The 19666-nt window shown below is 66.6% G+C and carries 18 protein-coding genes and 1 pseudogene; 15 read left to right on the plus strand and 4 right to left on the minus strand.

Features of this window, described 5'->3' with window-relative positions; translation table 11 throughout:
- Window positions 1-26 precede the first annotated feature (26 nt).
- The 14 genes and pseudogenes from AC3FOF_RS09845 to AC3FOF_RS09910 all read left to right on the plus strand — a co-directional run bounded on the left by AC3FOF_RS09845 (window position 27) and on the right by AC3FOF_RS09910 (window position 13665).
- On the plus strand, window positions 27-1028 hold the full coding sequence (locus AC3FOF_RS09845) for a sialic acid TRAP transporter substrate-binding protein SiaP (RefSeq protein WP_488726489.1): 1002 nt from the start codon (window positions 27-29) through the stop codon (window positions 1026-1028).
- 169 nt (window positions 1029-1197) lie between these two features.
- The gene (locus AC3FOF_RS09850; protein ID WP_488726490.1) at window positions 1198-1830 is read left to right on the plus strand and encodes a TRAP transporter small permease; all 633 of its coding nucleotides are present in this window, start codon (window positions 1198-1200) and stop codon (window positions 1828-1830) included.
- A 16-nt stretch (window positions 1831-1846) separates the two neighbouring features.
- Window positions 1847-3250, plus strand: a complete 1404-nt coding sequence (locus AC3FOF_RS09855; RefSeq protein WP_488726491.1) for a TRAP transporter large permease — start codon at window positions 1847-1849, stop codon at window positions 3248-3250.
- 38 nt (window positions 3251-3288) lie between these two features.
- Window positions 3289-3813, plus strand: a pseudogene (locus AC3FOF_RS09860) (enolase C-terminal domain-like protein); the annotation flags it as partial.
- Between the two features lie 45 nt (window positions 3814-3858).
- Window positions 3859-4614, plus strand: a complete 756-nt coding sequence (locus tag AC3FOF_RS09865) for an SDR family oxidoreductase (RefSeq protein ID WP_017225724.1) — start codon at window positions 3859-3861, stop codon at window positions 4612-4614.
- A 108-nt stretch (window positions 4615-4722) separates the two neighbouring features.
- The gene (locus AC3FOF_RS09870) at window positions 4723-6270 is read left to right on the plus strand and encodes an altronate dehydratase family protein (protein ID WP_017225723.1); all 1548 of its coding nucleotides are present in this window, start codon (window positions 4723-4725) and stop codon (window positions 6268-6270) included.
- A 37-nt stretch (window positions 6271-6307) separates the two neighbouring features.
- A complete protein-coding gene (locus tag AC3FOF_RS09875) occupies window positions 6308-6523 on the plus strand; it encodes a hypothetical protein (protein WP_488726589.1) in 216 nt (71 codons plus the stop codon).
- Window positions 6524-6754: 231 nt separating this feature from the next.
- A complete protein-coding gene (locus AC3FOF_RS09880) occupies window positions 6755-7258 on the plus strand; it encodes a hypothetical protein (RefSeq protein ID WP_035809133.1) in 504 nt (167 codons plus the stop codon).
- 317 nt (window positions 7259-7575) lie between these two features.
- Entirely contained in the window at window positions 7576-8745 is a 1170-nt protein-coding gene (locus AC3FOF_RS09885) for a cytochrome c oxidase subunit II (RefSeq protein WP_276263988.1), read from the plus strand.
- A gap of 39 nt (window positions 8746-8784) precedes the next feature.
- Entirely contained in the window at window positions 8785-10542 is a 1758-nt protein-coding gene (gene ctaD, locus AC3FOF_RS09890) for a cytochrome c oxidase subunit I (protein ID WP_276263987.1), read from the plus strand.
- Window positions 10539-11186 (plus strand): cytochrome c oxidase subunit 3 family protein, encoded by a 648-nt coding sequence (locus AC3FOF_RS09895; RefSeq protein ID WP_488726492.1) that lies wholly within the window; start codon window positions 10539-10541, stop codon window positions 11184-11186. Before ctaD ends, AC3FOF_RS09895 begins: the two co-directional genes overlap by 4 nt.
- A 33-nt stretch (window positions 11187-11219) precedes the next feature.
- Complete coding sequence (locus AC3FOF_RS09900) at window positions 11220-11960, plus strand: heme-copper oxidase subunit III family protein (protein ID WP_488726493.1); 741 nt, start codon at window positions 11220-11222, stop codon at window positions 11958-11960.
- 8 nt (window positions 11961-11968) lie between these two features.
- The gene (locus tag AC3FOF_RS09905) at window positions 11969-12361 is read left to right on the plus strand and encodes a cytochrome C oxidase subunit IV family protein (protein ID WP_035817913.1); all 393 of its coding nucleotides are present in this window, start codon (window positions 11969-11971) and stop codon (window positions 12359-12361) included.
- 104 nt (window positions 12362-12465) lie between these two features.
- The gene (locus AC3FOF_RS09910; RefSeq protein WP_276263983.1) at window positions 12466-13665 is read left to right on the plus strand and encodes a DUF2252 domain-containing protein; all 1200 of its coding nucleotides are present in this window, start codon (window positions 12466-12468) and stop codon (window positions 13663-13665) included.
- Here the strand turns inward: AC3FOF_RS09910 and fahA are convergent.
- From fahA to AC3FOF_RS09925, 3 genes are read right to left on the minus strand one after another with little or no spacing between them, the layout of a single operon-like run.
- Window positions 13662-14984: a fumarylacetoacetase gene (gene fahA, locus AC3FOF_RS09915; protein WP_488726494.1), complete on the minus strand. Its 1323-nt coding sequence runs from the start codon at window positions 14982-14984 to the stop codon at window positions 13662-13664. The two genes, AC3FOF_RS09910 and fahA, sit on opposite strands and share 4 nt — an antisense overlap.
- Window positions 14985-14998: 14 nt before the next feature.
- Complete coding sequence (locus tag AC3FOF_RS09920) at window positions 14999-15805, minus strand: cyclase family protein (RefSeq protein WP_017227511.1); 807 nt, start codon at window positions 15803-15805, stop codon at window positions 14999-15001.
- Between the two features lie 44 nt (window positions 15806-15849).
- On the minus strand, window positions 15850-17112 hold the full coding sequence (locus tag AC3FOF_RS09925) for an MFS transporter (RefSeq protein WP_488726495.1): 1263 nt from the start codon (window positions 17110-17112) through the stop codon (window positions 15850-15852).
- A gap of 219 nt (window positions 17113-17331) precedes the next feature.
- Between AC3FOF_RS09925 and AC3FOF_RS09930 the strand changes: the two genes are divergently transcribed.
- The gene (locus AC3FOF_RS09930) at window positions 17332-18012 is read left to right on the plus strand and encodes a TetR/AcrR family transcriptional regulator (RefSeq protein ID WP_488726496.1); all 681 of its coding nucleotides are present in this window, start codon (window positions 17332-17334) and stop codon (window positions 18010-18012) included.
- Between the two features lie 45 nt (window positions 18013-18057).
- Here AC3FOF_RS09930 and AC3FOF_RS09935 read toward each other — a convergent pair whose 3' ends face one another.
- A complete protein-coding gene (locus AC3FOF_RS09935) occupies window positions 18058-19485 on the minus strand; it encodes an NAD-dependent succinate-semialdehyde dehydrogenase (protein ID WP_488726497.1) in 1428 nt (475 codons plus the stop codon).
- Window positions 19486-19666: the final 181 nt, after the last annotated feature.

Genomic DNA, 19666 nt, shown 5'->3' on the forward strand with positions numbered 1-19666 from the left:
CTCACCACAACAAGAGGAGACGAAGGATGAAGCCATTTTCCCCGCGACTGCAGTCATCGCTGCTGCCGGCGGCCATGGTGCTGGCAGCCTGCATGGCCAGCCTGGCCTGCGGCAACGCGCCGGCCCAGACCAGGCTCAAGTGGGCGCACGTATATGAGACCTCGGAGCCTTTCCACAAATGGTCGGTGTGGGCCGCGGAGGAGATCCGCAAACGCAGCAACGGCAGGTACCAGATCGATGTATTTCCCGCCTCGCAGCTGGGCAAGGAGAACGACATCAACCAGGGCCTTGCGCTGGGTTCGGTCGATATCATCATCTCCGGGTCGAGCTTCGCGGCCAAATCGTTCCCGCGCATCGGCGTGGCCTACTACCCCTACACCTTCCGCGACGCGAACCACCTGCTGGCCTACACCAGGAGCGATATCTACAAGGAACTGACGCGCGGCTACGAGGAAAAATCGGGCAACCACATCGTTGCCACCACCTACTACGGCACGCGCCAGTCCACCTCCAACAAGCCCTTCGCGCATTGCGGCGAGATGAAGGGGTTGAAGATGCGCGTGCCGGATGTGCCAGCCTACCTGGCCATGCCGCGCGCCTGCGGCGTCAATACCTCGCCGATTGCCTTCGCCGAGGTGTACCTGGCATTGCAGAACGGCACCGTGGAAGCGCAGGAGAATCCGCTGACCACCATCGAAGCCAAGAAATTCTACGAGGTGCAGAAGAACATCGTATTGACGGGCCATATCGTCGATCACCTCAACACCGTGATCTCGGGCGGCCTGTGGAAGAAGCTATCCGAGGATGACCGCAGGATGTTCACCGAAGTCGCGCAGGAAGCCGCCGTGCGCGCCACCGCCGACGTGGTGGCGCGCGAGAAGGAACTGGTGGCGGTGTTCAGGCAGAAGGGCCTGGCCGTAACGGAGATCAGCGTGCCGGAGTACCGCGAGGCGGTGCTGAAGAACGTGAGCTTCGAATCGCAGGGTTACCGCAAGGCGGACTGGGACAGGATCCAGGCGGTGAAGTGAAGGGCGTGATGTGTTGCCCAAGGCGCCGGACGAAGCTGGCAGGACGCGCCTGTACCGATTGAAGTGCCCGACGGTTGCCGCTGCCCCTCCCGCAAGCGGGAGGGGCACCACCCTTGCGGGGTTTGGCACGCTGGCTGGTTCGAGAACAGTCAATTAGCGGAGTAACACCATGGAAATGCGTTCCCGGCTCTCCGAGGACCTGCCTGTGCAGGCCGCCCCCGGCGAGGCCCCACACAGTCCGCCGCATCTGGCTTGCGTCGAAGAACTGGTGCACAGCTTCGAGGAAGCGGATACCCGGCCGGCGGACCTGACGGGCTACGCCGCGGAGGACTGGATCACGCTCGGCCTGTTCTGGCTGATGACGGTGCTGGTCTTCCTGCAGTTCTTCACCCGCTACGTGATGAACGACTCGCTCGCCTGGACCGAAGAGCTGGCGACGTATTGCCTGATCGGCGTGGTCTTCATCGGCGCGGCCATGTGCGTGCGCAAGAGCCGGCATATCCAGGTGGACCTGCTCTACCGCTACCTGCCGCACGCGCCCGCACGCGTGCTGTCGGCATTCGTGGATATCGTGCGCACAGCGTTCCTGGGCTACGCGGCCTGGCTGGTCTGGCGTTACATCCTGGTGGTGGGCGACGAGCCGATGACCACCATCGAGTGGAACAAGGACTGGGTCTATTACCTGGTGCTGGCGGGCTTTGTCCTGATGTGCCTGCGTTCCTGCCAGGTGGCCTGGCAGAACTGGCGGCAAGGCTATTCCATCCTAGAGCGCCCCGAAGCGTTCGAGGCCAGCGACGACTGACCGGGAGTGCACCGTTATGTGGATCCTGATTGCTTCCTTCCTGCTGCTGATGCTGGTGGGCTTGCCCGTGGCCATTGCGATGGCGGTGGCTTCGCTGCTGTATATCTGGACCTCCGGCACCGTGCCGGACGTGATCCTGGCGCAGCGCATGATCGCCGGCGTGGAAAGCTTCCCGTTGCTGGCGGTGCCTTTCTTCATCCTGGCGGGCAACCTGATGAACGTGGCCGGCATCACCGGGCGCATCTATAACTTCGCGGTGGCGCTGGTGGGCTGGATGCGCGGCGGCCTCGGCCACGTGAACATCATCGGCTCGGTGATCTTCTCGGGCATGTCCGGCACCGCGATCGCGGACGCGGCGGGTCTTGGCACCATCGAGATCAAGGCCATGAAGGATCACGGCTACGAGACCGAGTTCGCGGTCGGCGTGACCGCCGCCTCGGCCACGCTGGGGCCCATCATCCCGCCGTCGCTGCCGTTCGTGATCTACGGCATGATGGCCAATGTGTCGATCGGCTCGCTGTTCCTGGCGGGCATCGTGCCGGGCCTGGTGCTGACCCTGTTCATGATGGGCACGGTGGCGTGGTTTGCCCACCGGCGCGGCTGGGGCAGCGACACGGCGTTCTCCTGGAAACGGCTCGGCCAGGCCAGCATCGAAGTGGCGGTGGTGCTGGCGTTTCCGCTGGCGATCTGGCTGATGACGCGCTTTGGCATGTCCACCAACATGGCCGCGCTGATCGCGCTGGCGGTGCTGCTGGCGCTGGACTGGTACTTCGACTTCTCCGCGGTGATGGCGCTGATGGCGCCGGTGATCCTGATCGGCGGCATGACACTGGGCTGGTTCACGCCCACGGAAGCCGCCGTGGCGGCGGTGATCTGGGCGCTGTTCCTCGGGCTGGTGCGCTACCGCTCGATGACCTTGCGCTCGCTCGCCAAGGCCACGCTCGATACCATCGAGACCACCGCGTCCGTACTGTTCATCGTCACCGCGGCATCGATCTTCGCCTGGCTGCTGACCACCAGCCAGGCGGCGCAGATGCTGACCGATGCCATTCTCGGTTTCACCCACAGCAAGTGGGTGTTCCTGCTGCTGGCCAACGTGCTGATCCTGATCGTGGGCTGTTTTATCGACACGACGGCGGCGATCACCATCCTGGTCCCCATCCTGCTGCCGATCGTGCTCAAGCTTGGCATCGACCCGATCCACTTCGGGCTGGTGATGACGCTCAACCTGATGATCGGCCTGCTGCACCCGCCGCTGGGCATGGTGCTGTTCGTGCTGGCGCGCGTGGCCAAGCTGTCGGTGGAGCGCACCACGGTGGCCATCCTGCCGTGGCTGGTGCCGCTGTTCCTGACGCTGATCGCCATTACCTACGTGCCGCAGATCACGTTGTGGCTGCCTAACCTGGTCGGCAGCAAATGAGCGCCGCCACCGCCACCACGGTGGTCCAGGTCGAACTCCTCCAGGTCGACCTGCCGCCCCAGGTGCCGCGTTCCGATGCGATCCGGCGCGCGCCGCACTACGCGGAACTGGGCATCGCCTGGCTCGAGGAACCGCTGCCGGCCGACGATATCGCCGGCCATGTGCGGGTGGCCGCCTCGACCTCCGTGCCCATCGCGGTGGGAGAGTCGCTGTACTCGCCCGGCCAGTTCGCCGAGTATGTGCGCCAGGGCGCCTGCGGCATCGTGCAGGCCGACGTGGCGCGCATTGGCGGCATCACGCCCTGGCTCAAGGTTGCGCACCTGGCCGAAGCCCACAATATGGCGATCTGCCCGCACTTCCTGATGGAGTTGCATGTCTCGCTGTGCGCTGCGGTGCCGAACGCGAGATGGGTGGAGTACATCCCGCAGCTCGACGATATCGCCGCCAGCCGCGTGCGCATCGAGGCCGGCCATGCCATTGCCCCGGATGTGCCCGGGCTTGGTATCGAATGGGATTGGGCCGCGATCGGGCGCCGTACGGTGGCGCGCGCGCTGGTTTCCTGACGATCAACCCGGCTGCCAGCCGGAATCCTCCATGGAGAACGACAGATGACGCAACGACTCGCCGGCAAGCTCGCCCTGGTGACCGCAGCCGGGCAGGGCATAGGCCGCGCCACCGCCGAAGCCTATCTGCGCGAAGGCGCGCGCGTGATCGCCGCCGACATCGACGAGGCCGCGCTGGCCGGGCTGGCGGGCCAGCCTGGCTGCACTGCGCTGCGGCTGGATGTGACCGATGCCGCCGCGGTGCGCGCGGCGGCATCGCAGGCCGGCGCGCTCGACATTCTCTTCAACGGTGCGGGCTTCGTGCACCACGGCACCCTGCTCGAGTGCGACGAGACCGCCTTCGATTTCTCGATCAACCTGAACGTGCGCGCCATGTACGGCATGATGCGGGCCTTCCTGCCCGCCATGATCGAGCGGCGGCGCGGCTCGATCGTCAATATGGCTTCGGTGGCGGGCAGCATCAAGGGCGCGCCCAACCGCTTCGTCTACGGCGCCACCAAGGCGGCGGTGATCGGCATGACCAAGTCGGTGGCGGCGGACTATATCGGCCACGGCATCCGCTGCAACGCGATCTGTCCGGGCACCGTCGAGTCGCCATCGCTGCGCCAGCGCATTGCTGACCAGGCCCGCGCCGGCGGCAAGACGCTGGCGGAGGTCGAGGCCGCTTTTGTGGCGCGCCAGCCGATGGGGAGGATCGGCAGCGCGGCGGAGATTGCCGCGCTGGCGGTGTACCTCGGCTCGGACGAATCGGCATTCACCACCGGCACGGCGCAGGTGATCGACGGCGGCTGGTCGAACTGAGGCGGCGCCTTATCGGGCCATCGGGTCATTGGGCTGTCGAGCCCTCGAGCCCTCGGGCCCTCGGGTCCACCCCTCGTTTGCGACGTCCGCCACCTTTCAGGAGCCAGCATGCCTGCCGCCAATGTCCCCGCCGTCATCCGCATCCATCCCGCCGACGATATCGTGATTGCCTGCCGGCAACTGGTCCCGGGCACCGTCATTGCGGCCGAAGGCATCACCGTGGCCAGCCTGGTGCCGCCCGGGCACAAGCTCGCGGTGCGCGCCATCGGCGCGGGCGAGCCGGTGCGGCGCTACAACCAGGTCATCGGCTTTGCGCGCCAGCCGATCGCGCCCGGCCAGCACGTGCATACCCACAACCTGGCGATGGGCGATTTCGCGCGCGAGCATGCCACCGGCGCCGACGCGCAGGCCACGGAATACGTCGACATGCCCGCCAGCTTCGATGGCATCGTGCGTGCCGATGGCAGCGTCGCCACGCGCAACTACATCGGCATCCTGACCTCGGTGAACTGCTCGGCCACGGTGGCGCGCGCCATCGCCGATCACTTCCGCCGCGAACTGCGCCCGGAGGTGCTGGCCGCCTATCCGAACGTGGATGGCGTGGTGGCGCTTACGCACGGCGCGGGCTGCGCCACCGATAGCGAAGGCGAGAACCTGCGCGTGTTGCGGCGCACGCTGGCGGGCTATGCGCGCCATCCGAACTTTGCCGCCGTACTGGTGGTGGGCCTGGGCTGCGAGGCGAACCAGATCGACGGCCTGCTGGCGGAGGCACAGTTGACCGGCATGGCCGCCGGCCCGCGCCTGCACGCGTTCAATATCCAGGATACCGGCGGCACCGCGAGCGCGGTGGCCCGAGGCGTTGCCATCGTGCAGGCCTTGCTTGCCGATGCCAACCGCGTGCAACGGCAGGCGGTGCCGGCCAGCCACCTGACCGTGGGCCTGCAATGCGGTGGCTCGGACGGCTACTCCGGCCTCACCGCCAACCCCGCGCTGGGCGCCGCCGTGGATCTGCTGGTGCGTCACGGCGGTGCGGCCATCCTGTCGGAGACGCCCGAGATCTACGGCGCGGAGCACCTGCTGACCCGCCGCGCGGCCTCGCCAGCGGTGGCTGAACGCCTGCTGGCACGCATTCGTTGGTGGGAGGACTATTGCGCGCGCAACCACGGCAGCATGGACAACAATCCCTCGGCAGGCAACAAGGCCGGCGGGCTCACCACCATCCTGGAGAAGTCGCTCGGCGCGGTGGCCAAGAGCGGCACCACCAACCTGGTGGAGGTCTACGAGTTCGCGCAGCCGGTGCGCGCGCGCGGCCTGGTCTTCATGGATACGCCGGGCTACGACCCGGTTTCGGCCACGGGCCAGGTGGCGGGCGGCGCCAACCTGATCTGCTTCACCACCGGCCGCGGCTCGGCCTATGGCTGCGCACCGTCGCCCTCGCTCAAGCTGGCCACCAACAATGCGCTGTGGCAACGGCAGTCGGAGGATATCGATATCAACTGCGGCGACATCGTCGAGGGCGGCGCCAGCATCGCCGGCAAGGGCGCGGATATATTCCGGCTGATGCTGGAGACCGCCTCGGGGCGCAAGACCAAAAGCGAGAGGCACGGCTACGGGCAGAGCGAGTTCGTGCCGTGGTCGCTCGGCGCGGTCATGTAAGGCAGGCACGCATCATTCAATAAACCGAGGGGGCAGCATGAGGATCATCGCCGCGCGCGTCATCGTGTGTTCCCCGGGGCGCAACTTCGTGACGCTGAAGATCGAGACCGATGAGGGCCTGAGCGGCATCGGCGACGCCGCCCTCAACGGCCTTGCAACGCACACGCGCGTGTTTCGGGAGCGCGGTGTCCTGGACACGGTCCAGGCGGTAGCGGGCAATGGCCATGAGGGCGGGAAATCGGCCGGCGCCTGAGCGCATCCGGCGCGAAGTACCGACCCTGTCACACGCGCTTTCCTGGTGCGTTGGGCAACGTTGCGCCGTGTCCACCATGCGCACTTTTTTGCGCGTGTGCGGTCCAACGACCAGGCCGGCGTGTCCTATGCTGTGCAGATACGCAGGTCCCGATCCGTGCTCAAGTCACGGCGTCGCCTTGCAGCCAGGCTGCAGCGAACCTGCAGAAAATCAGCATATCCGGAGGTGGCTATGGAACTTCACATGCAATCGCACCACTATGTGCGCCGCATGCCAGACTGGACCGCGGCAGCGGTGTCAGGGCTGGCAGCCGGCGCGCTATTGATGGTGATCGAGCTGTTCTGGTCGACGATGGTGGCAGGTGTCAGTCCATGGGGCACGACGCGGATGATCGCGGCAATCCTGATGGGGCAGGACGTACTGCAGACTTCGTTGTTCAGCGTGGGAACCGTGGCTGCCGCGCTGGTGATCCACTTCGTGCTGGGCGCGGTGCTCGGCATGATATTGGGGGCCATCATCGCGCCGTTCCATCTGGATTCCAGCGTGGGCATGGTGCTGCTGACCGGCGCCGTGTTCGGCCTGGCGGTGTACCTGCTGAATTTCTATGGCATGACCCGCTTCTTCACCTGGTTTGCCGATGCGCGCGGCTGGCACACCATGGCCGGCCACCTGATCTTCGGCATGACCGCGGCCATTGCGTACTGGAAGCTGGAAAGCAAGGATGTATCTCACTGAGCACGCCAACCATCGCGTCAATGTTCAGGGCAGTCATCACGCACCGCAGCGCATCCAATCTCCGATAGCCTGCGGTGGGCTGGTTTAGACCCGCTTGCCATTACACGGGCCGCGCGGGCCGGTAGCGGCGGACGAAAGCCAGGGCTTTTGCCGCCGCTTTTTCTTTGACGGATGCCGGCGGGCATGCCGCCCGTTCGTGTGCCGCAGCACGCAAAGCGTTGTCAGGGGCGCCTTGCAGTGGGCGGACCGCATGCACTAGTCTTAACACAGCCTTGCGTGGAGTTGGCTGCCTTCCGGAGCGCAAGGGGGAGGGGGGTATGGCGCTAGCCATCGCACTCGTGATCATCGTCGTAGCCTCGGTGCTCTTCCATTTCGTGAGCCCGTGGTGGGCGACGCCGCTTGCTTCCAACTGGAAGCAGATGGACGACACGCTGACCATCACCCTGGTCATCACCGGTGTCTTCTTCATCGTCATCAACCTGTTCGTCGGCTATATCGTCTGGCGCTTCCGCCATCGCGACGGCATGCGCGCGGGCTACCAGCCGGAAAACAGCAAGCTGGAGCTGTGGCTGATCGGCGGGACCACGCTCGGCGTGATTGCCCTGCTGGCGCCGGGGCTGTTCGTCTATGCCGAATACGTGCACGCGCCTGCCAATGCCATGGTGTTGGAGGTGGTGGGCCAGCAGTGGCAGTGGGCCTTCCGCTTTCCCGGACAGGGTGGCCAGCTTGGCACGTCGGATGCACGCTTCGTCACGCCGGCCAACCCGCTTGGCGTGAATCCGGACGATCCACGCGGGCAGGATGACATCATCGTTGTCGGCAATGAGGTGCACCTGCCGCTGAACCGTCCGGTCAAGGTGCTGCTGCGCTCCAAGGACGTGCTGCACGACTTCTACGTGCCGCCGTTCCGCGCCCGCATGAACATGGTGCCGGGCATGGTGACCTCGTTCTGGTTCACGCCGACCAAGGCGGGTACCTTCGAGATCCTGTGTGCGCAACTCTGCGGGGTGGGCCATTACAACATGCGGGGCCATGTGGTGGTGGAGGACGAGGCCGCCTTCCGGGCATGGCTGGCCCGCCAGCCCACTTTTGCGCTGACCATGCTGAAGACGCCCGCGCCGGCGGCTGCCGCAGGGGTGGCCGGCGCACCCGCCGGCGCGGACACGCTGGCGACGCAAGGCCGCGCCCTGGCCCAGAGCAAGGGCTGCGTGGGCTGCCACAGCATCGACGGCACCGCCGGCGTGGGGCCGAGCTGGAAGGGCCTGTATGGCCGCACCGAAACGTTCGCCGACGGCAGCACCGCGAAAGTCGACGATGCCTACCTCAAGGCCGAAATGACCGAACCGCACGTGCGGTTGGTCAAGGGGTTCGGCCCGCTCATGCCGAGAATCCCGTTGAGCGAGGCGGAGGTCGGCGCCCTCATCGCCTACATCCGCGCCAACGGGGCGGACGCCGCGGCAACGCAGGCGGGCTCGGCCGCGAAATAAGTATCAGGCATCAGGCATCAGGCATCAGGAGGGATTGCAATGGCATACGCCGACGACGCTGCCCATCATGGCCCGGCCAGCTTCTGGACCCGCTATATCTGGAGCCAGGACCACAAGGTCATCGCGGTGCAATACACCATTGTCGCCATCGTGGTGGGGTTGGTGGGCGTTGCGCTCTCCAACCTGATGCGCCTGCAGCTGGGATTCCCTGGGAAGTTCGATTTCATCGACGCCAACCGCTATTACCAGTTTGTCACCATGCACGGCATGATCATGGTGATCTACCTGCTCACTGCGCTTTTCCTCGGCGGCTTCGGCAACTACCTGATCCCGCTGATGGTGGGCGCGCGCGACATGGTGTTCCCGTTCCTCAATATGCTGAGCTTCTGGGTCTACCTGTTGTCGGTGATCGTGCTGCTGTCGAGCTTCTTCGTGCCGGGAGGACCCACCGGCGCCGGCTGGACGCTCTATCCGCCGCAAGCCATCCTGAGGGGGACGCCAGGCTACGAGTGGGGCATCATCCTGATGCTGGTGTCGCTGCTGATCTTTATCGTGGCGGCCACCATGGGGGGGCTCAACTATGTCACCACGGTTCTGCAGGCCCGCACCGAAGGCATGACCCTGATGCGCATGCCGCTGTCCGTGTGGGGCATCTTCATGGCCACCATCCTGGCGCTGCTGGCGTTTCCCGCGCTGTTCGTGTCCGGCGTGATGATGCTGCTCGACCGTACGCTGGGCACCAGCTTTTTCATGCCGGCCATCGTGTCGCTGGGCCAGCAGCTCAACTACAAGGGCGGTAGCCCGCTGCTGTTCCAGCACCTGTTCTGGTTCTTCGGCCATCCCGAGGTGTATATCGTCGCCTTGCCGGCCTTCGGCATCGTCTCCGACCTGGTCAGCGTGCATTCGCGCAAGAGCATTTTCGGCTACCGCACCATGGTGTGGGCCATCCTCGCCATCGGCGTGCTGTCGGTCGTGGTGTGGGCACACCATATGTTCGTGAGCGGGATGAACCCCTACTTCGGCTTCTTCTTCGCCACCACCACGCTGATCATCGCGATTCCCACCGCCATCAAGGTCTATAACTGGGTCATCACGCTGTGGCGCGGCGACATCCATCTCTCGGTGCCGATGCTGTTCGCCATCGCCTTTATCAGCACCTTCGTGATCGGCGGGCTGACCGGGCTGTTCCTGGGTAATGTGAGCGTGGATATCCCGCTTTCCAACACGTACTTCGTGGTTGCGCATTTTCATATGGTGATGGGCGTGTCGCCGATCCTGGTGGTGTTCGGCGGCATCTATCACTGGTACCCCAAGGTCACTGGCCGCATGCTCAACGACGCGCTTGGCAGGGTGCATTTCTGGGTGACCTTCGTCGGTACCTATGCCATCTTCTTTCCCATGCACTATCTCGGCATCCTCGGCATGCCGCGGCGCTATTACGCCTACGACAACTATGCCTTCATACCGGAGTCGGCGCATACGCTGAATGCCTATATCTCCGTGGCGGCCTTTGTCGTAGCGGCGGCGCAACTGATCTTTGTCTTCAACCTGGTGTGGAGCCTGTGGCGTGGCAAGGCAGCGGGCGCCAACCCGTGGCGCGCGGCGTCGCTGGAGTGGCAGACGCCACAGACGCCGCCCGTGCACGGCAACTGGGGCCCGGAGCAGCCGGTGGTGCATCGCTGGGCCTACGCCTACAGCGTGCCGGGCGCGAGCGAGGATTTCATCGCGCAGAACGCGCCGCCCGAGGCTGGCGGCGCCGAGCCCGAGCCGCATGAGCGTCGTGGAGCCGTGGCATGAACCCGAACCTGGTCTATCGCGTCAGCGGCGGCGACGAACGCCGCGGTGGCCCCGGCCCTGGCGATGCGGGCCGCCAGAAGGCGGGCCCGGCGCCGGCCAGCATCGGCCTGTGGGCGTTCATGGGCGTGGTGAGCTCGCTGTTCGCGCTGTTTCTCACGGCCTACGCCATGCGCATGGACTCGCCGGACTGGCATGCCGTCGCGCTGCCTTGGCAGGTATGGCTGTCCACCGCGCTGCTTGCGGCGGGCAGCGGGGTGATGCTGGCGGCGGCGCGGGCCTCCCGCGCGGGGCGCTTCCAGCGGGCGCATCGCGCCCTGCGCCTGGGCGGACTGGCCGCAGCGGCCTTCGTCTCCTCGCAACTGTGGGCGTGGCAGGCATTGCTCGCCATCCATGTGGTGCCGGCCAACAATCCGGCCGGCAGTTTCTTCTACCTGTTGACCGCGATGCATGGCCTGCACGTGCTGGGCGGGCTGATTGGCTGGGCGGTGGCCATGCGCGCCGCGCCCGGTAGCGTGGGCAGCACGCTGCGCATCACGCTGTGCGCCCGCTACTGGCACTTCCTGCTGGCCGTGTGGGTGGCACTGCTGGCTGCGCTGGGCTGGCTCACGCCGGAGTTCGTCCGCTTTATCTGCGGCCGCGGCTAACGCGGCCAGGCTCATCCTCGAAGGAGGGCGCCGATGTCATCGCAATCCACTCCATCGACCCCGGCGGAGACCGGCAGCGCCGCGCTGGCCGGCGCCGCGGCGGCAGGCGGCGCGACCCCGGCGGTCTCCGGCTGGCGCGGCCTGGTGGCCGACTGGTCGTCCGACCAGCAGGCCTTCAAGGTGTCGTGGGGCAAGGCCATGATGTGGATCTTCCTGGTGTCCGACACCTTCATCTTCAGTTGCTTCCTGACCGGCTACATGTCGGTCAGGATCGCGAACACGGCGCCGTGGCCGAATCCGAGCGAAGTGTTCGGGCTGCGGATCGGTAGCACCGACGTGCCATTGCTGCTGATCGCCATCATGACCTTCGTGCTGATTAGCAGTAGCGGCACGATGGCCATGGCGGTGAATTTCGCCTATCGGCGGGACCGCGTGAAATGCGCCAGCCTGATGTTCGCCACCGCCCTGTTCGGCGTCTCCTTTGTCAGCATGCAGGCTTTCGAGTGGACCAAACTGATCGTCACCGAGGGCGTGCGCCCCTGGGGCAACCCCATGGGGGCGGCGCAGTTCGGCTCCAGCTTCTTCATGATTACCGGCTTCCACGGCCTGCATGTGAGCTGCGGCGTGATCTACCTGCTGGTGGTGGCCACCAAGGTGCTGCGCGGCCGCTACGATCGCACGGGCAACTACCAGATCGTGGAGATCGCCGGCCTGTACTGGCACTTCGTGGACCTGGTCTGGGTTTTCATCTTTGCACTGTTCTATCTCTGGTGAGGCACGCCATGGCTTCGTCGACACCATCTCCAGATGTGCCGGGCCTTGCGCCGGCGGCTCCCGCTGCTCCCCCGGCTCCCGCGGCGCACGGGGAGCAGCACGGGCAACAGCACCCGATCGGCCTCTACCTGAAGATCTGGGGGCTGTTGTTCGTGCTGTCCACGCTGTCCTACCTGGTGGACTATTTCCATTTCCAGGGCTATCTGCGCTGGACCCTGATCCTGCTTTTCATGGTGATGAAGGCGGGCCTGATCGTGGGCGTCTTCATGCATATGGCGTGGGAACGGATGGCCCTGATCTGTGCCATCCTGCTGCCGCCGCTATGCCTGCTGGTGCTGGTGGGCCTGATGGCAACCGAGGCGGACTACACCTTCCTCCTGCGCGGCATCTTCTTCCGTTGAGCAGGCCTTTCGCGCGCTGAAGCTGCGGCCTGGTGGCGGCTGCGGTTTGCATGTGCCGGCTGGCCGGGTACACTCAGCGGATTGCCGGTCCAACCGAGGAAACCATGCATCCCGCCACGGAAGCCATCCTGATCTACAACCAAGGCCGCGATCCCGAGCGGCTCACGCGCAAGCTGGCGGCAATCGCCGCCGATCCCTTTGCCTTCCTGCGCGGCACCAACCACCTCTATGCGGCCTCCATGCGCGGGGAAGCGGCCTTGCTCGAAGCGCCGACCACCTATGTCTGCGGCGACCTGCACCTGGAGAACCTGGGCAGCTTCAAGGGCGACAACGGCCTGGTCTATTTCGATCTCAACGATTTCGACGACGCGCTGGTCGCACCGCTCACGGTGGACCTGGTGCGCCTGCTGTCCAGCCTGCTGATCGCGGCGCCGCAGCTAGGCCTGTCGGATGCCGACGCGCACGATGCCTGCCACCTTATGCTCGATACCTATGCGGCGGTGCTGGCAGGCGGCAAGCCGCGCTGGGTGGAGCGCGCCACCGCGCGCGGCATGGTTGCCACCTTGCTGCGCCGCGTCCGGCGCCGCCGCCGCGGGCAGTTGCTGGCCGAGCGTACCGTGCGGCGTGGCGGGGAGCGCCGCCTGCTGGTCGATGGCCGCCACGCCCTGGCGCGCGAAGCCGGCCAGCGCAAGCGCGCCACGGCCGTCCTGCGCGAATTCTCGCGGCAGTCGCAGCACGGCAAACTGGTGCTGGACGACGTGGCTCGCCGGGTGGCCGGCATGGGCAGCCTGGGGCTGGAGCGCTATGTGGTGCTTGCCCATGCGGACAGCGATCCCGCGGCCCAGCGGCTGGTCGATATCAAGCGCGCCGCGCCCAGCGCGTGGGATGTGCTGCCGCAGCGCACGCAGCCGCGCTGGGGTACCGAGGCGGCTCGCGTGGTGCATATCCAGCATGCCATGCAGGCAGCTTCGCCGGCGCTGCTGACGGCAGTGACGATGGAGGACGCCTCCTACCTGGTCAAGAGCCTGCAGCCCACGGCCGACCGGGTCGACATCGGCCCGCACACGGACCGCGACGACCTGCGCGAGGTGCTGCTTACCATGGCTCGCGCCGCCGCCTGGGCGCATCTGCGCGGCTGCGGGCACCAAGCCGCCGACCGCATCGAGCAGCTGCAGGACTTTGCCGCGGGCAGCCGCTGGCGCGCACCGGTGCTGCGGCTGGCCCACCATGGCTGCGAGGTGGCGCAGGCGCAGTGGAAGGACTTCGCGCAGGACTACCGCAAAGCCCGCAGGCAGAAGGCCTAAGCGCCGACGTGCCGGGCGGGCAGTATCTTGCCGTGATTGGTGCCAAAGCCAATGCGCGCATATCCCGCCCGTTCGCACCAGCCGCTGAAGATCACGCTGTCGCCGTCTTCCAGGAAACCACGCATTTCCCCCGCGCCGATATCGACCGGCTGCGTGCCGGCGACGGTCAGCTCGATCAGGGCGCCGGCTTCGCCCGGGGTCGGCCCCGAGATCGTGCCACTGCCCAGTAAATCGCCCGCCTGGAGATTGCAGCCGCCCACGGTGTGATGGGCGATCATCTGCGCGATGCTCCAGTACTGGTGCCGGAAGCTGGTACGGGTCAGCGTGGCGGCGGGCAATCCCCGTGCCGCGCGGCTCGCGCTTTGTACCGCGACTTCCAGCCGGATGTCGAAGGCGCCCGCGGCATCGTTCCCGGGCGCATCCAGGTAGGGCAGGGGCAGCGGCCTGCCGGCTGCGCGCCGCCACGGCTGGCGGTAGGGCAGCAGGGCCTCCAGCGTGACGATCCACGGCGAGATCGTGGTGGCGAAGTTCTTGGACTGGAACGGGCCCAGCGGCTGCATCTCCCAACCCTGTATGTCGCGCGCCGACCAGTCGTTGAGCAGGCAGATGCCGAACACATGGTGCTGTGCCTGCGCGATGTCGATGGGCGTGCCTTGCGCATTGCCGGTGCCGATGAAGATGCCGAGTTCCAGTTCGTAGTCCAGCCGCTGGCAAGGGCCGACTACCGGATGCGCAACGCCTTCGACCCGATACTGGCCCACCGGGCGCCGCACCGCCTGGCCGCTGACTCCGATCGACGATGCGCGCCCGTGGTAAGCGATCGGCAGCCAGTCGAAGTTGGGCGTGACGGCAAGGCCGAGCGGCTTGCTGCAGTTCACCGCATGATCGAGCGAGGTGTAGAAGTCGGTGTAGTCGCCGATGCGCGTGGGCACGGCGTACTCCACCAGGGCCTGCGGCAGCAGGCATGGCCGCACCATGGCCTCATGCGGGCTACCGCGTTCCAGCAGGCCGAACAGGGCATGCCGCAGCGCGCGCCAGGCCGGTGGCCCCATCTCGAAGAACGCGTTCAGGGTCTGGCCGGCGGCTGCCGTGGCGGCGTCCGCTGCCAGTCCATGCAGGCAGCCGGCCTCGCGCAAGGCCGCGAGGTCGACGATCTGGTCGCCGATGGCCACGCCGCCGCGAAAGGGTTCGGTGCTGTCCTTGCGCCTGAACACGGCATAGGGCAGGTTCTGCAGCGGGAATGCCGTGCCGGCGGCGCTGGCCGCGGGCAGCCAGCTCTGGCGCGCGGCGTCGTGGGTGTGGTTCAGTTCCGCTTCCATGATCGGTGCTCCTTCTATCGCGATGCGTTCAGGGCCGTATCGATGATGGCCACCGCGCGGGTCCAGCCCGCCGAGGCGCCGCGGATCTTGTGCGGGAAGCAGGATACATAGAATCCATGCGGCGGCAGGGCCTCCAGGTTGTGCAGCTTCTCGAGGTGGCAATAGCCGATATGGCGGCCGGCCTTGTGCCCTTCCCAGATCAGCGAGGCATCGCCGGTTTCCTGGTACTTGCGCGCGGTATGCACGAAGGGCGCATCCCAGCTCCAGGCGTCGGTGCCCGTCAGGCGCACGCCACGCTCCAGCAGGTACATGGTCGCCTCATAGCCCATGCCGCAGCCGGACGAAACATAGTCCGCGTGGCCGTAGCGCTCGCCCGCGCGCGTGTTCACCACCACGATCTCCAGCGGCGAGAGCTGGTGGCCGATGCGCGCGAGTTCGGCTTGCACATCGGCGGCCGTCACCACGTAGCCGTCGTCGAAGCGACGGAAATCCAGCTTGACGCCGGGCTGGAAGCACCAGTCCAGCGGCACCTCGTCGATGGTGATGGCGCGTTCGCGCTCGCCCAGCGCCTCGTTCATGGTGCTGTGGAAATGGTAGGGCGCGTCCAGGTGCGTGCCGTTGTGGGTATTCAGCCGGACCTGCTCGATCGCCCAGCCTTCGCTGTCGGGGAGGTCCGCCTCGGCCAGGCCGGGAAAGAAGGGCGTGACCTGGCTCGCGGTGGCCTTGTGCGCGTGGTACTCGATCACCGGGCCGTAGCCGGGTGGATCGGAGATGACATCGTTCTCCAGGAAAATCGACAGGTCGATCAGTTGGCGAGGCATGTGGGTAGGCTCCGTAGCTCAGGGGTTATCGAATGGTCCTGTCATCAACTGGCGCTGGCCGCTTGCCCGCGCGGGTCGGGGTCGCTATCGGGCAGCGGCCCGGATTCCGCATGCGGACCCGTGGCAGGCAGGAAGGCGACGGCCAGCGCGGCAAGCAGGAAGAACAGCCCGCACAGCGCGATGCCGGTGGCAAATCCCACCATGGTGGCGATCCAGCCGAGCGCGAGCGGGGAAAAGGCCGAGATGCCGCGGCCGACGTTGAAGCAGAAGCCCGCGCCGGTGGCCCGGATCCGGGTGGGAAAGAGTTCGGCGAAGTAGGCGCCGATCAGGCCCGCGAAGGCCATGAAGAACGCGAAGACCGGGCCCAGCAGCAGCAGCGTGGTGCGGTCGCTGGCGAGCACGTAGACGGGCAGGGTCACGCCGGTGCCGACCAGCGACAGGATGATCGCGCGCTTCTTGCCGATGCGGTCGGAGAGATAGCCGAAGACGTTGTAGCCAACGAACATGCCCGCGTTGAGCACGGCCACGAAGGCCGCCATCGAGCCCACGCTCAGGCCCCGCTCGCGCACCAGGAAGGTGGGCAGCCAAGTGGTGGCGCCCCAGTAGGCGGTCAGCGCGCAGGCCGAGGCCGCCGTTCCCAGCAAGGTATTGCGGGCCAGGCCGGGCGCGAACAGCTCGGCGATCCGCACCGATGGCGCGGGCTGGCCCGCATTGCCGGCGAGCCGCTGCTGGCGCAGCCACGCCTCGGACTCTGGCACGCGGAAAAACACATAGAGCCAGGCGACGGACACCGCCGAGCCGCAGACAAAGAACAGCATGCGCCAGCCATGGCCGGGCAGCAGGTAAGCGGCCACCACCGCCGCCACGCTGGCGCCGACGGAAAAGGAACTCAGCACGAAGGCGGTGGCCCGGCCGCGTTGGGCCGGCGGCCAGGTCTCGTTGACATAGGCCGCGGCAATGCCCCACACGCCGCCGAGCCCGAGTCCGGCCAGGAACCGCAGCACCAGTATCTCGCGCCAGTCGCTGGCGAACGCCACCGCCACCGTCAGCCCGCCGAAGCCGGCAAGCGAGAGCAGCAGCGCCTTGCGGCGGCCGTGGCTGTCGGCGTAGCGGCCCACGGCCACGCTGCTCAGGCCGATGCCGAGCAGCGTGGCCGTGACCAGCAGGCCGGCCTGCGCTTGCGAGATCTCGAGCGACACCATGATGGCCGGCATGGCGATGGCCAGGATGATGATGTCCACGGCATCGAACATATAGCTGAGGAAGCCGCCGGCTAGCACGCGCCACTTCATGGGGTAGGGGTTCATGGTGTCTCCTGTTTCCGACGGGGCCGGGAAGCGCGTCGATGGCTCTTGTTTTGGCTGACTGTACGTTCGTTCAGTTTTGACGAGAACTAGGGTTTACACCGAAATCGGCTGCCAGAAGTGTTACTGCCGGGGCGCGCAATCCGCCTTGGTTACAATCGAGGCCATCAGATGGGAGACGGGATGGGCGTGATCGATCCCCCGCGCACAGCGGGGAAAGCGGTGCAAAAAGCAGGGACGGAAACGGCGCGTGAACCGGCTGGCGCCGCGCCCGAGGCATCCAAGCGCGAGCGCGTGCTCCAGGCCGCGGAGCGGCTGTTCGCGGAAGGGGGATTCGACGGCGTGTCGATGCGCGATATTGCAGCGGCGGCCAGCGTGGGACTGCCCCTGATCGTCTACCACTTCGAGACCAAGCGGAACCTCTATCGCGCTGTGTTCGAGCGTCGCAAGGACGTCCTGGATGCCCGGCTGGAAGCGCTGCGGCGGCCCGCTGTCGCCGGTGTCGATGTGCTGGAGCATATCGTCCAGGCCTTTGTCGAACCGATGGTGCGCGTGCAGAGCGACGAGGACGGCGTGGCCTACGCCAAGCTGATTGCCCGGGAAGCGTCCGATCCGAAGGAAGCGGAGCGCGGCATCGTGCGCGATTACTTCGATCCCTTCGCCAGGGAGTTCATCGAAGCGATCCGGCTGGCGGCGCCCGGCAAGGAACCGGAGTACGCGTACTGGGCCTATACGTTTGCGGTGGGCGCGCTGGTCATGAGCGTATTCGACAGCCGCATCGCGCGGATCTCGGACGGCACCTGCAGGCCGGGGGATGTCGTGCGCAAGACGCGCTATCTGGTGGCCTTCATCACGGCCGGCATTCGTGGCGGGCCGGATCTCCGACCCCGCCCGCACGCCTGACGCGGCGCGGGTCAGTGCCCGCGCCGCGTCAGGCCGGTCCGGCGTTCAGACCTGCGTGATGAACTTGGTCACCAGGTAGCCATCGAAGGTCTCCTGGCCGCCTTCGCTGCCGATGCCGGAATCCTTGATGCCGCCGAACGGCGTCTCGGCCAGCGCCATGCCGAAATGGTTGATATTGACCATGCCGGCTTCCAGGCCGTTGGACACCAGCGTCGCGGTCTTCAGCGAGTTGGTGAACACGTAGGAGGCCAGGCCGAAGGGCAGGCTGTTGGCGCGGCGCAGCACTTCCTCGGCATCCTTGAAGCGCGTCACCGGCGCCACCGGACCGAAGGGTTCGTCGACCATCAGCTTGGCGTCGTCGGGCAGGTCGGTGACCACGGTGGGCGCGAAGAAGAAGCCCTTGTCGCCGATGCGCGATCCACCTGCCACCACCTTGCCGCCGCGATGGCTGGCGTCGTCCAGGAACTGCTCCATCGAGGCGATACGGCGCTCATGGGCGAGCGGACCCATCTGGGTGCCGTCTTCCAGGCCGTCGCCGACCTTGATGGAGCCGATCACTTCGGTAAAGCGCGCCAGGAATTTGTCGTAGGCTTTTTCCTGCACGTAGAAGCGCGTGGGCGACACGCATACCTGGCCGGCGTTGCGCAGCTTGAAGCGCGCCAGCATTTCGGCCGCCGGCTCGATGTCGGCGTCGTCGAACACCAGCACCGGCGAGTGGCCGCCCAGCTCCATGGTCACGCGCTTCATGTGCGCGCCGGCCAGCGCCGCCAGCTGCTTGCCCACCGGCACCGAACCGGTGAACGAAATCTTGCGCACGATCGGCGATTCGATCAGGTAGGTGGAGATTTCTCCCGGCACGCCCCACACGATGTTCAGCACGCCCGGAGGCAGGCCCGCATCGTGGAACAGCTGGGCCAGCGCCACCACCGCGCTGGGCGAGTCTTCGGGACCCTTCAGGATCAGCGTGCAGCCGGCGCCGACCGCCGACACGATCTTGCGGATGGCCTGGTTGAAGGGGAAGTTCCACGGCGTGAAGGCGGCGCACACGCCGATCGGCTCGCGCACCACGATCTGGCGCACATTGGGCTGGCGCGGCGGGATGACGCGGCCGTAGATGCGGCGGCATTCCTCGGCGTGCCACTCGGCGTGTTCGGCGCAGATCATGACTTCGCCGATGGCTTCGGCCAGCGGCTTGCCCTGGTCCAGCGTGATATTGCGGCCGATGTCCTTGGCGCGCTCGCGGGTCAGTTCCGCCACGCGGCGCAGGATCCTGGAGCGCTCCAGCGGCGAGGTCTTCTTCCAGCTTTCAAAGGCGCGCTGCGCCGCGGCCAGGGCACGGTCGAGGTCGGCGCGGCTGGCGTGCGGCAACTTGCCCAGCAGTTCCTGGGTAGAAGGGTTGATGACGTCCTGCTCGCGCCGGTCCCCTCCCTTGACGAATTCCCCGTCGATGTAGAGGGCGAGATCCTGGTACATGCCTTTCTCCTGGTGAGTGTAGCCTGCGGCATGCCGTGCAGGCTGCGCCGCCGAGGAAATGCTGGCCCGGCGCGAATGGACTTGGCCAAAAGGCGTTCCGCCCGCGTGAGCGATGCTGGTGAAACGGCAAGCTTAACGCGTCGGCCGGATTTTTGCACGGACAGGCGGGATCTGCATTCCA

The sequence above is a fragment of the Cupriavidus sp. 96C5-1 genome, from assembly GCF_057798855.1.